This is a genomic window from Zoogloea sp. (assembly GCF_041911615.1).
Lineage (GTDB): Bacteria > Pseudomonadota > Gammaproteobacteria > Burkholderiales > Rhodocyclaceae > Zoogloea.
The window spans coordinates 21,979-38,272 of record NZ_JAYROR010000130.1 but is presented as its reverse complement, the minus strand read 5'-3'; the positions used below and the strand labels follow the sequence as shown (position 1 = coordinate 38,272).

General features: G+C 71.4%; 13 protein-coding genes and 1 pseudogene. 5 read left to right on the top strand and 9 right to left on the bottom strand.

What is annotated here, in order from left to right:
- From ACE3P2_RS17420 to ACE3P2_RS17405, 4 genes and pseudogenes are all read right to left on the bottom strand, one after another.
- Positions 1-505 (bottom strand): annotated as a pseudogene (locus ACE3P2_RS17420) (hypothetical protein); the annotation flags it as partial.
- Positions 502-819 carry a DUF3240 family protein gene (locus ACE3P2_RS17415; RefSeq protein WP_374266802.1) on the bottom strand — a complete coding sequence of 106 codons (318 nt, stop codon included), beginning with the start codon at positions 817-819 and terminating at the stop codon, positions 502-504. The pseudogene ACE3P2_RS17420 and the gene ACE3P2_RS17415, both read right to left, overlap by 4 nt.
- Positions 816-3,896 (bottom strand): efflux RND transporter permease subunit, encoded by a 3,081-nt coding sequence (locus tag ACE3P2_RS17410; protein ID WP_374266800.1) that lies wholly within the window; start codon positions 3,894-3,896, stop codon positions 816-818. Before ACE3P2_RS17410 ends, ACE3P2_RS17415 begins: the two co-directional genes overlap by 4 nt.
- Before the next feature lie 12 nt (positions 3,897-3,908).
- Positions 3,909-5,009: an efflux RND transporter periplasmic adaptor subunit gene (locus tag ACE3P2_RS17405; RefSeq protein WP_374266798.1), complete on the bottom strand. Its 1,101-nt coding sequence runs from the start codon at positions 5,007-5,009 to the stop codon at positions 3,909-3,911.
- A 247-nt stretch (positions 5,010-5,256) separates the two neighbouring features.
- On the opposite strand from ACE3P2_RS17405, the gene ACE3P2_RS17400 reads away from it, so the two are divergent.
- Positions 5,257-5,847 carry a hypothetical protein gene (locus tag ACE3P2_RS17400; protein WP_374266796.1) on the top strand — a complete coding sequence of 197 codons (591 nt, stop codon included), beginning with the start codon at positions 5,257-5,259 and terminating at the stop codon, positions 5,845-5,847.
- A gap of 66 nt (positions 5,848-5,913) precedes the next feature.
- Here ACE3P2_RS17400 and ACE3P2_RS17395 read toward each other — a convergent pair whose 3' ends face one another.
- Positions 5,914-8,277, bottom strand: coding sequence for a fatty acid cis/trans isomerase (locus ACE3P2_RS17395; RefSeq protein ID WP_374266794.1), 2,364 nt, complete (start codon positions 8,275-8,277; stop codon positions 5,914-5,916).
- 189 nt (positions 8,278-8,466) lie between these two features.
- Here ACE3P2_RS17395 and ACE3P2_RS17390 point away from each other — a divergent pair, with 189 nt between their 5' ends.
- Both ACE3P2_RS17390 and ACE3P2_RS17385 read left to right on the top strand, forming a co-directional pair.
- Positions 8,467-9,759: a sensor histidine kinase gene (locus ACE3P2_RS17390; RefSeq protein ID WP_374266792.1), complete on the top strand. Its 1,293-nt coding sequence runs from the start codon at positions 8,467-8,469 to the stop codon at positions 9,757-9,759.
- A gap of 81 nt (positions 9,760-9,840) precedes the next feature.
- A complete protein-coding gene (locus ACE3P2_RS17385; RefSeq protein ID WP_374266790.1) occupies positions 9,841-10,221 on the top strand; it encodes a c-type cytochrome in 381 nt (126 codons plus the stop codon).
- A gap of 84 nt (positions 10,222-10,305) precedes the next feature.
- Here the strand turns inward: ACE3P2_RS17385 and ACE3P2_RS17380 are convergent, their stop codons facing one another.
- Complete coding sequence (locus tag ACE3P2_RS17380; RefSeq protein ID WP_374266788.1) at positions 10,306-11,241, bottom strand: DMT family transporter; 936 nt, start codon at positions 11,239-11,241, stop codon at positions 10,306-10,308.
- Positions 11,242-11,352: 111 nt separating this feature from the next.
- Between ACE3P2_RS17380 and ACE3P2_RS17375 the strand changes: the two genes are divergently transcribed.
- Positions 11,353-12,276: a LysR family transcriptional regulator gene (locus ACE3P2_RS17375; RefSeq protein ID WP_374266786.1), complete on the top strand. Its 924-nt coding sequence runs from the start codon at positions 11,353-11,355 to the stop codon at positions 12,274-12,276.
- A 7-nt stretch (positions 12,277-12,283) separates the two neighbouring features.
- Here ACE3P2_RS17375 and ACE3P2_RS17370 read toward each other — a convergent pair whose 3' ends face one another.
- Positions 12,284-12,676, bottom strand: a complete 393-nt coding sequence (locus ACE3P2_RS17370; protein WP_374266784.1) for a hypothetical protein — start codon at positions 12,674-12,676, stop codon at positions 12,284-12,286.
- Between the two features lie 75 nt (positions 12,677-12,751).
- The gene (locus tag ACE3P2_RS17365; RefSeq protein WP_374266782.1) at positions 12,752-14,602 is read right to left on the bottom strand and encodes a sigma-54-dependent Fis family transcriptional regulator; all 1,851 of its coding nucleotides are present in this window, start codon (positions 14,600-14,602) and stop codon (positions 12,752-12,754) included.
- Between the two features lie 305 nt (positions 14,603-14,907).
- Here ACE3P2_RS17365 and ACE3P2_RS17360 point away from each other — a divergent pair, with 305 nt between their 5' ends.
- The gene (locus ACE3P2_RS17360; RefSeq protein ID WP_374266780.1) at positions 14,908-15,222 is read left to right on the top strand and encodes a c-type cytochrome; all 315 of its coding nucleotides are present in this window, start codon (positions 14,908-14,910) and stop codon (positions 15,220-15,222) included.
- A gap of 111 nt (positions 15,223-15,333) precedes the next feature.
- On the opposite strand, the gene ACE3P2_RS17355 is transcribed toward ACE3P2_RS17360, so the two are convergent.
- On the bottom strand, positions 15,334-16,290 hold the full coding sequence (locus ACE3P2_RS17355; RefSeq protein ID WP_374266778.1) for a beta-propeller fold lactonase family protein: 957 nt from the start codon (positions 16,288-16,290) through the stop codon (positions 15,334-15,336).
- Positions 16,291-16,294 lie beyond the last annotated feature (4 nt).

The following is a 16,294-nucleotide window of genomic DNA, read 5'->3' as shown; positions in this document are numbered from 1 at the left end:
CGACCCGGCGCTTGACGGCGCCGGCCTGGCGGGCGAGCACGTCGCGCTGGCGGCGCCACTGGTCGGCGGCGGCTTCTTCGCGCAGCCAGTCGAACCAGCCCGAGAGCAGGGCGCGGCTGGCTTCGTGGAGGGCGTCGCCACGGCCGATGCGGGCGCTGGCGATGCCGGCGGCGCCGAGCTGGCGGTCGAGCTCGCCCTTGCCGGGCAGGCGCACGGCGCGTTCGACGCCCACGTCCCATTCGTTGTAGCGCTCGGCGGGGCTGACGCGGACCCGGCGTTGCTGATCGGTCAAGCGCAGCGTCCATTCGTGGGGGCCGGCGGCGAGGCGCCGGCTGCGGGCTTCCTCGACCTCGATCTGGCTGCCGGCGGCGCGCACCATCGGGCTGGTGGAGAGGGCGTCGAGCACCTGGGCGCGGGGCGGCAGGTCGGGCCCGTCGGCGGCTTCGCCCGCCGGGGCGGCCAGGGGCAGGGCGGCGAGGAGCAGGGCGAGCAGGTGGCGCTTCATGCGAGTCTCCCGCTGGCGATGGCCGGGACCATCCAGAAGAACACCCGGTCGGTGGCGAAGCGTTCGCGCAGGATGGCGAGCAGGCTGTCGGCCTCGCTGCGCCCGACGACGAGTTGCACCCGGGCGTAGGCGGCCCGGCCGCGCACGTGCTCGGCGGTGCCGACGAAGGTGACGCGCTGGCCCTGGCCTTCGACCGGGTGGCTGGTGAAGCCGGGGGCGAGTTCCGGGTGTTCGAGCAGCGTCTCGATGAGCGGGTCGGCGACTTCGATGGGCATCACGAGGGTCAGGACGACGGGAGTGGAGTCGGTCATCATGGGGCGGCGGCGGGCGCGGTGGGGGCAATGCCGAAGCGGCGGTACAGCAGCGGCAGCAGGAGCAGGGTGAGGGCGGTGGCGCTGACCAGCCCGCCGATCACGACGATGGCGAGGGGGCGCTGGACTTCGGAGCCGGGGCCGGTGGCGAACAGCAGCGGCACCAGGCCGAGGGCGGCGATGTTGGCGGTCATGAGGACCGGGCGCAGACGGCGCCGGGCGCCTTCGACGACGACCTCGCCGATGGGCATGCCGCGGGCGTGGAGCTGGTTGAAGTAGCTCACCATCACCACGCCGTTGAGCACCGCGATGCCGAGCAGCGCGATGAAGCCCACCGAGGCCGGCACCGACAGGTATTCGCCGGAGATCGCCAGGGCGAATACCCCGCCGACCATCGCGAAGGGCACCATCGCCAGCACCAGCAGGGCCTGCCGAACCGAGCCGAAGGTGGAGAACAGCAGCACGAAGATCAGCCCCAGGGCCACCGGCACGACGACGCCGAGGCGGGCGGCGGCGCGCTGCTGGTTCTCGAACTGGCCGCCCCAGGCGAGGCGGTAGCCGGTCGGCAGCGGCACTTTGGCGGCGACGGCGGCCTTGGCTTCGTCCACGAAGCCGACCAGATCGCGGTCGCGCACGTTGGACTGGATCACCGCGTAGCGCTGGGCGTTCTCGCGCACCACCTGCACCGGGCCGTCGACCCGCTCGATCTTCGCGACGCTGGCGAGCGGCAGGCTGGCGCCGTCGGGGGTGGTGATGCGCAGCGCGGCGAAGGCGTCCGGGTCGCGCTGCAGCTGGCCGGGGCCACGGATCAGGAGCGGCACGCGGCGGGTGGATTCGATCACCGTGCCGGCGATGCGGCCTTCGAGCAGGCTGCGCAGGCTGTTCTGGACGTCCTCGACATTGAGCCCGAAGCGGCCGGCGGCGAGGCGATCCACCTGCACCTTGAGGTATTGCACGCCCTCGTTGCGGATGGTGATGGTGTCCTCGGCGCCTGGCACGGCCTTCACCACGGCCTCGATCTGGCTGGCCAGGTGGTTGAGGGTGGGCAGATCGGGCCCGTAGAGCTTGATCGCCAGATCGCCGCGCACGCCGGTGAGCATCTCGGAGACGCGCATGTCGATCGGCTGGGTGAAGGTGAGGGCGATGCCGGGGAAGTTCTCCATCACCGCGCGCAGCTGGTCGGCGAGCCAGTCCTTGTCGGGCTGGCGCCATTCGTCGCGGGGCTTGAGGACGAGGAAGGTGTCGGTCTGGTTGAGGCCCATCGGGTCGAGGCCCAGCTCGTCGGAGCCGGAGCGGGCGACGATGGCCTTGACCTCGGGCACGGCCTTCATCACGGCGCGCTGCACGGCGAGGTCGGTGGCAATGGTCTGGGCGAGGCTGATGGAGGGCAGCTTTTCGAGCTGCATGATGATGTCGCCCTCGTCCATGGTCGGCATGAAGGCCTTGCCCAGCGCCAGGTAGGCGACCGCCGCGGCCACCAGCGAGGCACCGGCGAGCCCGGCCACGAGCTTGCCGCGGGCCAGCGCGAAGGCGAGCAGCGGCGCGTAGCCGGCCTGCAGCTTGCGGATCAGCCAGGGCTCGTGGGCGTCGCCGCGCTTGAGCAGGTAGGACGCCAGCACCGGCACGACGGTGAGGGACAGGATCAGCGAGGCGGAGAGTGCGAACACGATGGTCATCGCCACCGGGCTGAACAGCTTGCCCTCGAGCCCTTCGAGGGTGAGCAGCGGCAGGAACACGATGACGATGATGAGGATGCCCGATGCCACCGGCGCGGCCACCTCGCGGGTGGCCCGGAACACCAGATGGAGCAGCGGCTGGCGGGCCGCGGCGCCGCCTTCGGCGAGCTGGGTCTCGATGTTCTCGACCACCACCACCGCCGCATCGACGAGCATCCCGATGGCGATGGCGAGGCCGCCGAGGCTCATCAGGTTGGCCGACAGGCCGACGCTGCGCATCGCGATGAAGGTGGCCAGGGCGGCCAGCGGCAGCATCAGCGCCACCACCAGCGCGGCGCGCAGGTTGCCCAGGAAGGCGAGCAGCAGCACCAGCACCAGCACGATGGCCTCGACGAGGGCCTTGGAGACGGTGTGCACCGCGCGCCCGACGAGTTCGCTGCGGTCGTAGAAGGGCACCACGCTGACGCCCGGCGGCAGTTGGGGGGCGATCTCGGCGAGCCGCGCCTTGACCGCCTCGACCACCTTGCCGGCGTTGGCGCCGCGCAGGCCGAGGACCAGCCCTTCGACCGCCTCGCCGGCGCCGCTGTGGGTCACCGCGCCGTAGCGGGTCAGGGCGCCGACGCGCACGCTCGCCACGTCGCCCACCCGGACGATGCCGCCCTGGTTCTTGAGCACGATCGCACGCACGTCGTCGAGGGTGCGGATGGCGCCCTCGGCGCGCACCAGCAGGGTTTCCTCGCCTTCGGAGAGGCGCCCGGCGCCGTCGTTGCGGTTGTTGGCCTCGAGGGCGCCGGCGAGCTGGGCGAGGGTCAGGCCGCGGGCGGCGAGGGCCGCCGGGTCGGGGCTGATTTCGAAACTGCGCACTTCGCCGCCCAGGCTGTTGACGTCGGCCACGCCGCTGACGGTGCGCAGCGCCGGCCGGATCGTCCAGTCGAGCAGGGTGCGCTTTTCCTCGAGGGAAATCGGCCCTTCGATGGTGAACATGAACATTTCGCCCAGCGGCGTGGTGATCGGGGCGAGGCCGCCGCTGGCGCCGGGCGGGAGGTTGCCCATCACGTTGGCGAGGCGTTCGCCGACCTGCTGGCGGGCCCAGTAGATGTCGGTGCCGTCGTCGAAGTCGAGGGTCACGTCGGCCAGCGCGTACTTGGATGTGGAGCGCAGGATGCGCTGGTGGGGGATGCCCAGCATCTCCTGTTCGATGGGCACGGTGATGCGCGACTCGACTTCCTCGGGGGTCATCCCCGGCGCCTTGATGATGAGCTTGACCTGAGTGGTGGAGACGTCGGGGAAGGCGTCGATGGGCAGGCTGTTCCAGGCCGATACGCCGGCGCCGATCAGCAGCAGGGTGGCGACCAGCACCAGCAGGCGCTGGGTGAGGGAGAACTCGATGAGGCGGGAGAGCATCGCGGCGCTACCTCATTCCTTTCCGATGCCGAGCCAGCTCGCCTTGAGGGCGGCGACCCCGGCGGTGACGACGGTGGCGTCGGGGGGCAGGCCGCCGACCAGGGTGGCGTCGCCGAGGCGGCCCTTGAGTGTCACCGGGATGGCCCGGTAGCCGGTGGCCTGGCCGTCGCGCGCCGCCACGAAGACCCACGGCTTGTTGTCGTGGCGCAGCACCGCGCTGGTCGGCACCTGCACGGCCGTCGGGGCGGCGCCCTGGCCGAGTTCCAGATCGACCGCGGTGGCCTGGCCGGGGCGCAGGCTGTCAGCGCCGCGGGTGACGAGGCCGCGCAGCAGCACGCTCTGGCTGGCGGCGTCCACCGCGCGGCCGATGGCGATCAGCTCGCCCCGGGCGCTGCCGCCGGCCACCACCAGGGGCGTGCCGACCCGTGCCTGGGCGGCGATGGCGAGCGGCGCCTGGATCTCGACCCACAGCGGGTCGAGGCGGGCAATGCGGTACAGCGGCGCCGATTGCTCGACGCGCTGGCCGACGCTGGCCTGTTGTTCGAGCACGCTGCCCGCAATGGGGGCGACGAGGGTCAGCGTCTGCCCGCCGCTGTGCTGGGCGAGCGCCAGCTCCTGGCGCCGCTCGGCGGCCTGGGCGGCGCTCTGGGCGGCGTTGGCGCGGCTGGCTTGCAGGCGCGCTTCGGCGATCAGGCCTTCGCGGTAGAGCTGTTCGTCGCGCTTGAGGGTCTGGCTGGCGAGCGCGGCCTGGGAATCGGCCTGGATGCGGTCGCGCTGCAGTTCCAGCGCCTGCGGGCTGGCGAGGCGGGCCAGCACCTGGCCCTTGCGCACGTTGAGGCCGGGCGCGGTTTCGAGGCTTTCGACCACGCCGGCCAGCGGCGCGGCGATGACCCGCACCTGGCCGTTGGGGATGCTGACGGTGGCCGGCAGCCCGGCCGCCACCGCGGTGGCACCGCTGGCGACGCGCTGGGTGACGACGCCGAGGGCCTGCCCCTGGGCGGCGGTGATGGCGACGAAGGCCGGGTCGGCGGCGTGGACGGGGGCGGAGGCGACGAGCGCGGCGAGCAGGGCCGTGCTGGCGACGGACGACGGGCGGCGGAGGGGCGTCGGCATGGCGGGCAGTCGGGGAACGATCCAAAACCGCGATCATCCTCCCGCTGGCTTAAATTTGTCTTAAGCCCGTGTTCGGGCTCGGCGGATGACGGACGGCTCGAAAACCCATTTCGGGTTGTCGCGGTCTGGAAAAACATGCCGCTGCGGTGGCCGGGCGTGGGGCGACTCTGGCATCCTCTGCGGCCTTGCCGGCGCGCACGGCGCGACCGGAGTTTTTTCCCCTCCACTCACTACCGGAGAAACTTCGATGAGCGTTCGCATCACCCCGAAGCTGCTTGTTCCGCTGCTGCTGGCGGCCTCTTCCACGCTTGCCGGCGCGGCCTGTGTGCCCGTCGTGGGCACCGCCCGGCTGGTGCCGGACGCTTCCTGCGGAATCGTGGGGGCGGCCGATCCGAAGGTGCCGGGCACGGTGTTCACCCGCCAGGAGTGTTTCTCGACGCAGCTCAACCTGGCCGGTTTCCCGGTGGGGACGGGGTTCTCGGGCACCACGGCGGAGGGGGCGGTGAGCCTCGTGCCGGGCGCGCCGGCGACCCTGACGCCGGTGGCGCTGCCGTCGCTCGACCCGCAGCAGTTGCCGCGCGTGGTCCAGACCGCGCGCTCGACGATCACCCTGGGCAACGGCGCGCGCGCCACCAAGATCTACACCAGCGACGTGGTGGTGCTGCAGCCGGTGGCGCTGCCGAACGGCCAGCAGGTTCCCAAGGCGTTCACCGAGCAGATCGTGATCACCGGGACCAACAAGCAGGGCGCCTACGCCAACGTGACGGGTTACCTGCACCTGATGGGCACCCTGGTTGGCGTGCCGGCGGTGGTCGCCGGCCAGATCTGCATGCCCTGATCGTCCGTCGGCACGCTGCAGCGAGACGCCCCGCGAGGGGCGTTCTTGTTTTTGGGCGCCGGATTCTCAGCGGTTGTCGAGGCGGCTGTAGTCGAGGATGGCGGCTTCGCGTGGGGTGCTTTCGCGCCACAGGTCGTGGATGGCGTCGCTGACCACCCAGAAGCGCGAATCGGTGCGGCGGATCGCGAAGCGCTGGGTGAGGTGCAGCAGGTCGGCGTCGCTGCCCAGCGCCTCGACGGCCCGGATGAAGCGCGGCAGTTCGGCGGCGTCGAGCTGGTAGAAGGCGTTGGGGTAGGCGCCGGCGATGCCGTCGATGACGCTGAGGGTGTCCTCGTCGGGCAGGCGCCGGGCGTCTTCGCTGAACAGTTCGGCGACGTTGCTGTGGGCGCTGTTGCGCAGCACCGAGACGATGCGGCGGCGGCCGTCGCGCTGGGTGATGAGCAGGATGCTGTGCTCGGGCAGCAGGGAGGCAGCCCGCCCGGTGATGCCGCCGAGCTTGCGCAGTTCGGCGACGGTGGCGGCGTCGAAGCCGTTGTCGGCCAGATCGAGGCGGCGTTCGCGCACCGGGCGCAGGTACTGGGCGACGGTCTTGTAGAGCTCGCCGAGGGTGTCACTGGCGCGGTAGCGCACGCCGCTCTCGCCAGGAAAGTAGGCGGCGGCGTCGGCGAATTCGCGGATGCGGTCGGGGCGGCCGCGGTACCAGAGGTCGAGGGCCTTCTGGCGGTCCTTGAGCGGCAGCAGGGTGAGGAAGTTCTCCTCGCCTTCCATGCGCAGGAAATCCATGTAAAGCCGGGTGGCGAGCTGGTGGCCGACGTTGCCGAAGACGTCGAAGCCGGCGACCAGCAGGTAGTGCATCCGTTCGAACAGCGGGTAGCCGAGCACCATCGCGGTCTGCGGCCGCTCGCCGACGAGGCCGCGCACCACCGAGGCGCTGTCGAAGTGGCGGAACACGGTGAGGCCGGCGGTGGGGTTGATGCCGTCGCCGGACCACAGGTCGGTCACCCGGGGTGGGGTGCGGACGCGCCCGGCGAGGAATTCGGTCTTGGTCTTGAGGTAGCGTTTTTCGGCGGCGGCGTAGGTGCGCCAGGCGAGGATGCCGACGGTGCTGTCGTCGCCGGCGGGGAGGCCGAGATTGGGGTGGGTGGTGGCGAGCAGGCGGTCGATGTCGATGGCGGCTTCATGCTCGGGGGCGTAGAAGAGCACCCAGAAGTGGTCGGTGATGACGTTGAGGGCGACCTGGCCGCGGCACACCGGGCCCTTCATGAAGCCCATCAGGGTGAACTGGGCGTCGTCGAGCATGAAGCGGTAGCGGCTGTCCACCGGCAGGGCGGCGAAGGTGGCGAAGGGATTGGAGGCGGTGCGCGGGTCGTAGCCGGGCAGTTCGGCGACGGCGAGCGGGGTGTCGAAGAACCACTTGCGCACGCGGGCGAGCCGCGCCGGATCGAGCGCCAGCGGCATGTAGGTCTTGGCGACCGGGGTTTCCTCGGTGCCGCGCAGGCGGTAATAGACCCGTGCCACGCCGGGGTCGTCGTAGGGACGGCGGGTGGCGATCACATCGATGGGCTGGCCGGGCGGGGTGCGGCTGCGCACGAGCTCGAAGCGCTGCTCGGGGTGGATATCGAAGTGCAGTTGCCCGACGTACCAGTGCTCGTAGATGTAGCGGGCGGCGAGGCGGGCCTGCGGGCTGTCGCCGTTGAGGAGGGTTTCCCATTCGGCGATGCGCGCCTGTACCCCGGCCGGCGGCGGTGGCGGCGGGCTGTAGGGGGCACCGGCCTCGATCCAGCGGGCGAGGGTGTCGTGTTCGGCCGCGCTGAGGGGCGGCAGGCCGAAGGGCATACCCCATTCCGGGTGATCGCGGGTGAAGCCGTCCATCGCTTCGATGCGGGTGCAGCTCTGGGCGCGGTCGAGGGAGAAGTCGAACTTCTTGTCGGGCTGCGGGCCGTCGCTCGGGCCGGGGTGGGCCTGCTTGAGGGCGAGGATGCGGTACAGCACGCTGGCCTCGCGGTTGGCGACGGGGGTTGGCGCCCGTTCGTTGAGGATCGGGTGAAAGCCCTTCTGGCGCCATTCGACGTTGCTGGCGGCGTCGAAGCCGAGGCGCGTCGGGGCGGCGGCGGTGAGGCGGGTGCTGGAGTACACCCGATCGGGATTGGCGCCACGGGTGAGCCCGTCGAAGCGGGTGAGCTTGAGCTGGCAGGGGGCGTCGTAGCAGGCGTGGCAGCTCACGCAGCGCCGATCGACGATCGGGCGGACGTGGTTCCAGTAGTCGGGCGCCGGGGCGACCGGGGCCGGCGCCTTGTCGAAGCGGGCCGGGTCGGGCGGGCCCAGGCGGGCGTCGAGGGTGTGCCCGGCGATGACCGAGGTGCAGCCGGCGAGGAGCAGCGGCAGGCATTGCGCCGACAGCCGGATCGGGAGATGGAACGGGAAACGCATGGCCTTCCTTGGTGGGCGCCGCCGCGGCAGGGCCGCCGGGGCATGACAGCCGGCGAGGTTATCAGACTGGCGCCGGGCGCGCTGCGGGGCGTATGGCGCAGGCATGGCCGTCGCCGACGGTCGGGGTGGTCGCGAACTGGCACATGCCTTGCTGATGGCAGGTCATACTATAAAAACAGGGGGGCGACGGTGGACCTTCGCTGGAGACTGTTCGGTTACGTGCTCGGATTTGCGCTGGCGCTGCTGACGGCAGCGGCGGCGTGGGTCGGGCTGGCCCTGCGCGACGACGTGGCCGAGGAAATGGAGGCGTCCACGCGCCTCGTCAATGTCATCCTGGCGCTGAGCGCGGCCGAGACATCGCGCCCCGAGGCGCTGCAGGCGTTGATCGAAAGTGGTCATTTGCGACACATCGCCCTGGCGCTGGAGCGCTCCAGTCTGGAGCAGGCGGCCCCGCCGGCGGCGTCGGGAGGCCTGGCGCGGCTGGCGACCCTGCTGATCGGCGAGCGGCCGATCCACGAGCGCCGGGTGACGCTGGGCGACGCCGTGCTGGTGATCCGCGCCGATGCGTCGGCCGAAATCCGCGAGGTGCTGCGCGATGGCCTGCGCAGCATGGCGACGCTGCTGGTGTTCTCGCTGGCGATGGCGGCGGTGGCCTGGCTGGCCGCCCACCGGGCGCTGCGGCCGGTGCGCGCGCTCGAACAGGGGCTCGACCGGATCGGGCGGGGCGACGGCGCGGTGAGCCTGCCGCCGTTCCGCCTCCGCGAGTTCGCCAGCATCGCACTGGCCATCGAACGCCTGTCGGCCGACCTGGCCGCCGCCCGCGACAACGAACGCGCGCTCTCCCGGCAGCTCCTCGAGCTGCAGGAGCGGGAGCGCCGCGAGCTGGCGCGGGAACTGCACGACGAGTTCGGCCAGGCCCTCACCGCGGTGAATCTGTCCGCCACCTACATCGAGCGTCAGGCCGGCCGGGCGAGCCCCGAGCAGTTGCAGGCCTGCGCCCGCGACATCCGCCAGGAGGCCTCCCGGATGCTCGGTCAGGTGCGCACCCTCCTGGCCCAGCTGCGGCCCCACGGGCTCGACGGCCGCCAGATCGTCGATGCCCTCAACGACCTCGTGCGCGGCTGGCGCGGCCGGGCGCCGCAGATCGGCATCGAGACCGAGTTTCCCCCCACCTTGCCGGCGCTGCCCCCGCAGGCCGGTCTGGCCTTGTATCGCACGCTGCAGGAAGCCCTGACCAACGTGCTGCGGCACAGCGTGGCGAGCCGCGTGCGGCTGTCGTTGCAGACGCGCGGGCCGGCGGTCGAACTGACGGTGTGCGACAACGGCGTGGGCACGGTGGAAGCCGTGCGCCAGCGTGCCCGCGGCGGCATGCTGGGGATGCGCGAACGGGCCGAGCTGGCCGGCGGGCGCTGCTGGCTGGCCGATGCGCCGGGCGGCGGCCTGCAGGTGCGGCTCAGCCTGCCATTGGCGTCGGCCGCCTGAGGCGGCGGCGCGCAGGAGTTTGCACCGGATGGCGCGGTGCCGTCCGGACAATCGGAGTTTTTTTAGCCAAGGAGAAGAAAGATGAATGCCTTACGCAAAGCCGCGCTGCTGGCCGGGCTGGCCGTGATTGCCGGCTCCGCCTCGGCGGCGGCGGACGACGAGATGAAGGCCCTCGCCACCAAGAGCGGCTGCCTGACCTGCCACAGCATCGAATCCGGCACCCCGGGCCCCAACGGCATGGCGCCGATCGGCCCGGCCTGGCAGGACGTGGCCAAGATGTACAAGGGCAAGCCGGGGGCCGACGTGTTCCTGACCCGCGTGGTGCTGGAGGGCTCCAACCCCTACGGCAGCCACTGGAAGGACAAGGTGAGTGGTCTCGCGATGCCGCCCAACAAGGTGGCGATCAAGGAAACCGATGCCAAGAAGCTGGTGAAGTGGATCCTGACCCTGGCGCCCAAGTAAGCCGCGCCGCCTGACCCGGCAACCCCGACAAGCCCCGGACGTCCCCCCGCCGGGGCTTGTCGTTTCTGGCGCCGCGGTCCGCCTTCAGCGGCTGGCGCGCGCGCTCGACCGGGACGATACCGCGATGCCCGCGACGATCAGTCCGAAGGCGACGCCGTGGAAGGGCTGCGGGCCTTCGCCGATCACCACCGCCGACAGCACCGCGGCGAACAGCGGGGTGAGGTTGTAGAAGATCGAGGCCATCGCCGGCCCGGCCTCGGCCACCGCGAGGCCCCACAGGCGGTAGGCGATGATCGACGGGCCGATGGCCACGAACAGGATCGTCGCGATGAGCTGCCATGACCACTGGGTGGGTGCCGACGGCGCAATCAGGTCGCCCACCACGGCGGTCGCCACCGCGCCGCTCACCCCGAAGATCGCCTGGGCGACGAGAAACTGCGCCCAGTTCCAGCCCGGCCGCGCGGCGCCCTGCATGTGGGCGGGCGGCTTGGCGAGCATCCAGCTGTAGAGCGACCAGCCGATGATCGCGATCAGCATCAGCAGGTCGCCCTGCACGAAGCGCACATCGGCCAGCGCCGCCGGGTTGCCGCGCGACATCACCAGCGCCACGCCGCACAGCGACAGCACCGCGCCGATCAGCTGCAGACGGGTCGGATGCACCTTGAAGCCCACCGCGCCGACGACCATCGCCCACACCGGCGAACTCGACGCGATGAGGGTCACGTTGAGCGGCGTGCTGGTGCGCAGCGCCATGTACTGCAGCGCGTTGTAGGCGCCCACGCCGATGATGCCGATCACCGCCAGGTACTTCCAGCGCGCGGCGATCTCGGCCCGGGCGGCAGCCGTGCCGATGGCCGCCCAGCCCAGCGGCAGCAGCAGCGCGAAGGCCACGATCCAGCGCAGGGCGTTGAGCCATAGCGGGTCGATGCTGCCGATGGCCATGCGGCCGACCACCGCGTTGCTCGCCCACATGGCGGGCGGCGTGGCGAGCATCAGGACGAGGCGGGGCGTGAGTTGCATGGGGGCTCCAGGCGGCGTGAGTGATCCGGCCCTGCAGTGTAAGGAGCGGGCGGCGGGGGCGGAAGACGCGATGGCTGGTTTTACTGTTCGAAATATTGAACAATCGCGTCCATGAAAATCAGACAAATCGACGCCCTGTGGGCCCACGTGCATTGGCTCGGCGTGCTCGCCGACTGCGGCAGCTACACCGCGGCGGCGGCCCGGCTGGGCGTCAGCAAGTCGGCGATGAGCCTGCGCATCGGCGAACTGGAAGCGGCCGCCGGTGTGCCGCTGGTGCGGCGTACCACGCGCAGCGTGCGGCTCACCGAGGCCGGCCAGTCGCTGGTGGATTCGACCCGCGGCGCGTTTGCCCAGATCGAGCGCAGCTTTGCCGGTGTGCGCGACCTCGCCGACGCGCCGCGCGGGCTGCTGCGGGTGACGGTGGCGACGGCCTTCGGGCGTCAGTACATCGCGCCGCTGGTGGCGGATTTCCTGCGCTGTCATCCCGAGCTGCGCATCGAGCTGGACCTGTCCGAGCGCCTCAGCTCGCTGGTGCAGGACGGCTTCGACCTGGCGATCCGCCACGTGGCGATGGTGCCCGAGACCCACGTGGCCTGGACCCTGTGCGAGACCCGCTCGCTGCTCGTGGCGAGCCCGGATTATCTGCGCCGCCGCGGCATGCCGACCCATCCCGAGGCGCTGGCTGCCCACGACTGCCTGACCTACCTGCGCGCCGAGGGCACGCCGAGCTGGCACTTCGAGCCCGAAGGCGGCGGGCCGGCGGTCAGCGTGGGCATCCGCGGCAGCTTTTCGGCCAACAACAGCGAGGTGCTGCGCGAAGCGGTGCTGGGCGCGCTGGGGATCGCCCTGATCCCCGATTTCAGCGCCCGCGCCGAGCTTGCCACCGGGCGGCTGGTGCGCGTGCTGCCCGACTGGCGGGCGGTGACGATCTACGGCGACCGCCTGTGCGCGATCCGCCCCTACAGCGCCCACGTACCGAAGGCGGTGCAGGTCTTCGTCGCCTACCTGCGCGAACGGCTCGGCACGCCGGCCTGAGCCGGGCTCAGGGCTGCCAGCCCACGGCGGTGCTGATTTCCTCGAAGTTGCCGTCGACCAGCGTGCTGTCGGCGGCGAACACCAGCTGCAGGATCACGTCGGTGCGCCCGCCGAGCCAGTTCTTCGAGACCGGGATCTTGCCGTAGATGCACGGCCCGCCGCGGGGGCGCAGTTCGGCGGCGAGGGCGCTCTGGCGGGCCATCGTCTCGCACTCGGCGGCGCTCATCACGGAGAAGGTGGTGTTGCGCGCCTTGAGTGCCTTGACGGCCTCGCCGAGGGGGTAGCCGGGCTTGAACTGGGTGCGCAGCTCGGGCACGGCGGGCGACGGCGCCGGGGTGCAGGCGGCGAGGCCGAGGGCGGCGAGGAGGGCGGCAGTGAAGGGGGCGATCGGGCGGAACATGGCGGGCTCGGAACACACGGGGAGGGAACGAAGCCGCGAGTATCCCACGGCCGCCGGGTGCCTTGAAACGCCGGATCAGCCGCGGCGCAGCTTGCGGTACAGCGTGGTGCGGGTGATGCCCAGCTCCCGCGCGGCGGCGGAGATGTTGCCGGCGTGACGGGCGACGGTTTCCTCGACGAGGCGGATCTCGGCGGCGCGCAGGCTCTGGCAGGCCGGGCCGGCGTCGGGCTGGTCGAGGAGTTCGTGAGGAAGATGGTCGGGCGTCAGGGTGGCTTCGTCGGGGCCGAGCATCGCGGTGGCCAGGCGCAGGGCGTTCTTGAGTTGGCGGATGTTGCCGGGCCACGGATGGCGGCGCAGCAGGTCGAGGGTCGCGGCGGCGACGCGCAGCGGTCGGTGGGGGGATTCGGCCTGCAGGATGTGGCGCACCAGCGCGTCGATGTCGCTGCGCTCGCGTAGCGGCGGCAGCGCCAGGCTCATCGCCGACAGGCGGAAATAGAGGTCGGGGCGGAACTCGCCCGATTCGCACAAAGCCTTGAGCGGGCGGTGGCTGGCGCACACCAGGGCGAGGTCGATGCGCTCGTCGGGCCCGCCGCCGAGGGGCGTGACGCGGCGGGTTTCGAGTACCCGCAGGAGCACCGCCTGCAGGCGTAGCGGCATGTCGCCGATCTCGTCGAGGAACAGCGTGCCGCCGTGGGCTTCGCGCAGTTTGCCGCGGGCGCCGTCGGTGCGGGCACCGGTGTAGGCGCCGGCCCGATAGCCGAACAGTTCGGCCTCGATGAGGTTGGCGGGGATCGCCGCGCAGTTGATCGCGACGAAAGGCCCGGCGCGGCGCGGCCCGCTGTGGTGAAAGGCCTGAGCGAAGACTTCCTTGCCGGTGCCGGTCTCGCCCTGGATCAGCAGCGGGATGTCGAGGCCGACGATGCGCTGGGCGCGGCGGATCGCGGTATTCACCGCCTTGTCGCCCAGATCGAGGCTGTCGAGGGTGGGGCCGTGACGGGCTGGCGTCGGCGGCGGTGGCGTCGGGGTGTGGCTGCGCAGGGCCTGCAGGTGCCCGGCCTGGACCCGGGCGGCGAACTCGCGGCCGTCGTGGGCGCGCAGGCGGGTGGTGCGCATGCTGCTGGCCAGCGCGTGGTCGAGGATCGACTTCCAGGGCGTTTCGAAGATGCGCGCGTAGGCAGGCGTGTCGCGGCGCCCGTCGGCGATGGAGAGCAGCTTTTCGGCGCGTCGGTTGCACGCCAGCAGGGTGCCACCCTCGTCGAACACCGCGAGCCCCTCGAGGGGCGAGGACAGTGCCTCGGCGTGGGGATGGAAGCGGATCGTCACGGCGGCTTCGGCGATGCTCTCGATCAGGCGGTTCTCGATGATCTCGGCGGTGGTCTGCAGCAGCGCCTGGGCGTGCACCTGGGTGAAGGGCGCGCTGCTGGAGATGTCGAGGATGCCCAGCACGCCGCCGGTGGGCGCGTGGATCGGGGTGGCGATGCAGGTGAGGAAGCGGTTGCGTTCGAGGTAGTGGTCGGTGCCGACGACGGCCACCGGGCGCTGCTCGGCCAGCGCGGTGCCGATGGCGTTGGTGCCCATCGCGCCCTCGGCCCACGAGTGGCCGGGCTGTAGCGCCACGCGGGCGGCGCGTTCGGCGAAGTCGGCGTCGCCGATGGCGCGCAGGATGGTGCCGGCGTCGTCGGCCAGCAGGATCGTCGACGAGGAGCGGGCGATCTGCTGGTGCAGGTGTTCCATGATCGGCTGCGCGAAGGTCAGCAGCCGGGCGTTGGCTTCGAGGCGCTCGGACAGGCTGGCGCGGGAGCCGGGCGCGTCGGGCAGGTGTTCGTTGCTGCGCAGGCCGCTGGCCATGCAGCGCTCCCAGGAGCGCCGGATGGCCTCTTCGGGGGTGGCGGACGAGTCGGAGGCGGCGTGGGCGGCATTTTTCACGTGATTTTCGCTGCACGAAACATGCCAGCGGGGTCCGGCCGTGAAAATCCCTGCCGCTTCGTGGCCCAGGGGGTTGGACAGGTGCGTCGTTGCGCGGCGGGACGTGCCGGGATGGAGCAATTGTTCCGCACCGGTACAGCGCGGCGCGCCGTCGGTGAACCGGGTGCCGGGCTCAAAGGCTTGTCTGGCAAGGACTTCGCGGGTTTGGGCGGTGCGGCGCCGCGGGTGCATGGATTTTGCTCAGCATCAGGGCCAGGCGGCTTTGCCGCACGAGCCGATCAGACAAATCAAGAACTGGAGGAGCTATGAAATTCGTCCCGATGTTGTGCGCCCTTGCCCTGGGTGCCGCCGCTGCCGCGCCGGCCGTGGCCTCCGAGGAAATCATCAAGAAGGCCCGCTGCGTGGCCTGCCATGCGGTGGATCAGAAGCGCGTCGGTCCGTCGTACAAGGACGTGGCCGCCAAGTACAAGGGCCAGGCCGATGCGGTGGCCGTGCTGTCCGCCAAGGTGCGTCACGGGGGGTCGGGCGTGTGGGGGCAGGTGCCGATGACGCCGAACGGCCCGGACAAGATCAGCGACGCCGACCTGAAGGCCGCGATCGAGTGGATCCTGAAGCTGTAAGGCGGTGCTGCGTTACACCTGCTCCAGTTTGGAGCAGGTGTAACGCAATGATTCAGATGGGTGGTCCGGAAGGACCGAGCCGGGCCGGTTGAATACCGGCCCGGTGGCGTTTCAGGGCTGGATGACGACGCCCCAGGGCAGTTCGCCGACGGGGATCTCGCGGATGGCGGTGAGCCGTTCGGTATCGATTGCGGTCACGCTGTTGGAGCGGCCGTTGGCGACGTAGAGCTTGCGGCCGTCGGGGGTGAGGGCCATGTTCCAGGGGCGCTTGCCCACCGGGATGGTGGCTTCGACCTGGTGGTCGGCGGTGCGGATCACGCTCACCGTGCCGTCCTTGCCGTTGGAGACGTAGACGCGGCGGCCGTCCGGCGCGACCGCGACGCCGTTGGAGAAGCTGCCGACGGGCACCGCGGCGATCACCCTGCGGCTCGCCATGTCGATCGCGTACACCGTGTTGGCGAGCTCGCAGGCCACGTAGGCCCGCTGTCCGTCGGGGGTGAAGCCGATCCCGCGCGGGCGCTTGCCGACCGGGATCTGGGCGACCTGGCGGTGCTGCCGCAGATCGATCAGGTCGACCTGTTCGGCTTCCTCGGCGCTGACCAGCAGCCAGCGGCCATCGGGGCTGAACACCGCGTGTTCGGGGTTCTTGCCGCGCACGCGGATGTCGGCGAGCTTGCGTCCGGTGGCGGCGTCGAGCACCGCCACGCTGTTGGATTCTTCCACCGCGACGGCCACCTTGCGGCGGTCGGCGGAGAGGTTCACCCCCTCCGGCGATTCGCCCAGGTGGATGCGCCGGGCTGGTTCGGTGGCGCTGATGTCGATGATCACCAGTCCGTCGGACGGCGCTTCGCTGATGTAGAGGCGCTGGCCGTCGGTGGCGATGCCGCGCGGCCGGGCGCCGCCGGGCAGGGTCCGCACGACGCTGTCGGTGGCGGTGTCGATCACCGAGACGGTGCCGGATTTTTCGTTGGGGACGTAAGCGAAAGGCGCCGCCAGGGCCACCGCCGGCAGCGCGAGGGCGGCGGCCAGGGTGGCGCACAGGCGGCGCAGGGGCGGGGCGGAACGCATCGTG

Excerpts from the sequence above, each read along its gene's own strand:
- ACE3P2_RS17415 (WP_374266802.1), bottom strand. The coding sequence starts at position 819 with ATGATGACCGACTCCACTCCCGTCGTCCTGACCCTCGTGATGCCCATC.
- ACE3P2_RS17375 (WP_374266786.1), top strand. The coding sequence starts at position 11,353 with ATGAAAATCAGACAAATCGACGCCCTGTGGGCCCACGTGCATTGGCTC.
- ACE3P2_RS17395 (WP_374266794.1), bottom strand. The coding sequence starts at position 8,277 with ATGCGTTTCCCGTTCCATCTCCCGATCCGGCTGTCGGCGCAATGCCTG.
- ACE3P2_RS17355 (WP_374266778.1), bottom strand. The coding sequence starts at position 16,290 with ATGCGTTCCGCCCCGCCCCTGCGCCGCCTGTGCGCCACCCTGGCCGCC.
- ACE3P2_RS17410 (WP_374266800.1), bottom strand. The coding sequence starts at position 3,896 with ATGCTCTCCCGCCTCATCGAGTTCTCCCTCACCCAGCGCCTGCTGGTG.
- ACE3P2_RS17370 (WP_374266784.1), bottom strand. The coding sequence starts at position 12,676 with ATGTTCCGCCCGATCGCCCCCTTCACTGCCGCCCTCCTCGCCGCCCTC.
- ACE3P2_RS17400 (WP_374266796.1), top strand. The coding sequence starts at position 5,257 with ATGAGCGTTCGCATCACCCCGAAGCTGCTTGTTCCGCTGCTGCTGGCG.
- ACE3P2_RS17405 (WP_374266798.1), bottom strand. The coding sequence starts at position 5,009 with ATGCCGACGCCCCTCCGCCGCCCGTCGTCCGTCGCCAGCACGGCCCTG.
- ACE3P2_RS17360 (WP_374266780.1), top strand. The coding sequence starts at position 14,908 with ATGAAATTCGTCCCGATGTTGTGCGCCCTTGCCCTGGGTGCCGCCGCT.
- ACE3P2_RS17380 (WP_374266788.1), bottom strand. The coding sequence starts at position 11,241 with ATGCAACTCACGCCCCGCCTCGTCCTGATGCTCGCCACGCCGCCCGCC.
- ACE3P2_RS17385 (WP_374266790.1), top strand. The coding sequence starts at position 9,841 with ATGAATGCCTTACGCAAAGCCGCGCTGCTGGCCGGGCTGGCCGTGATT.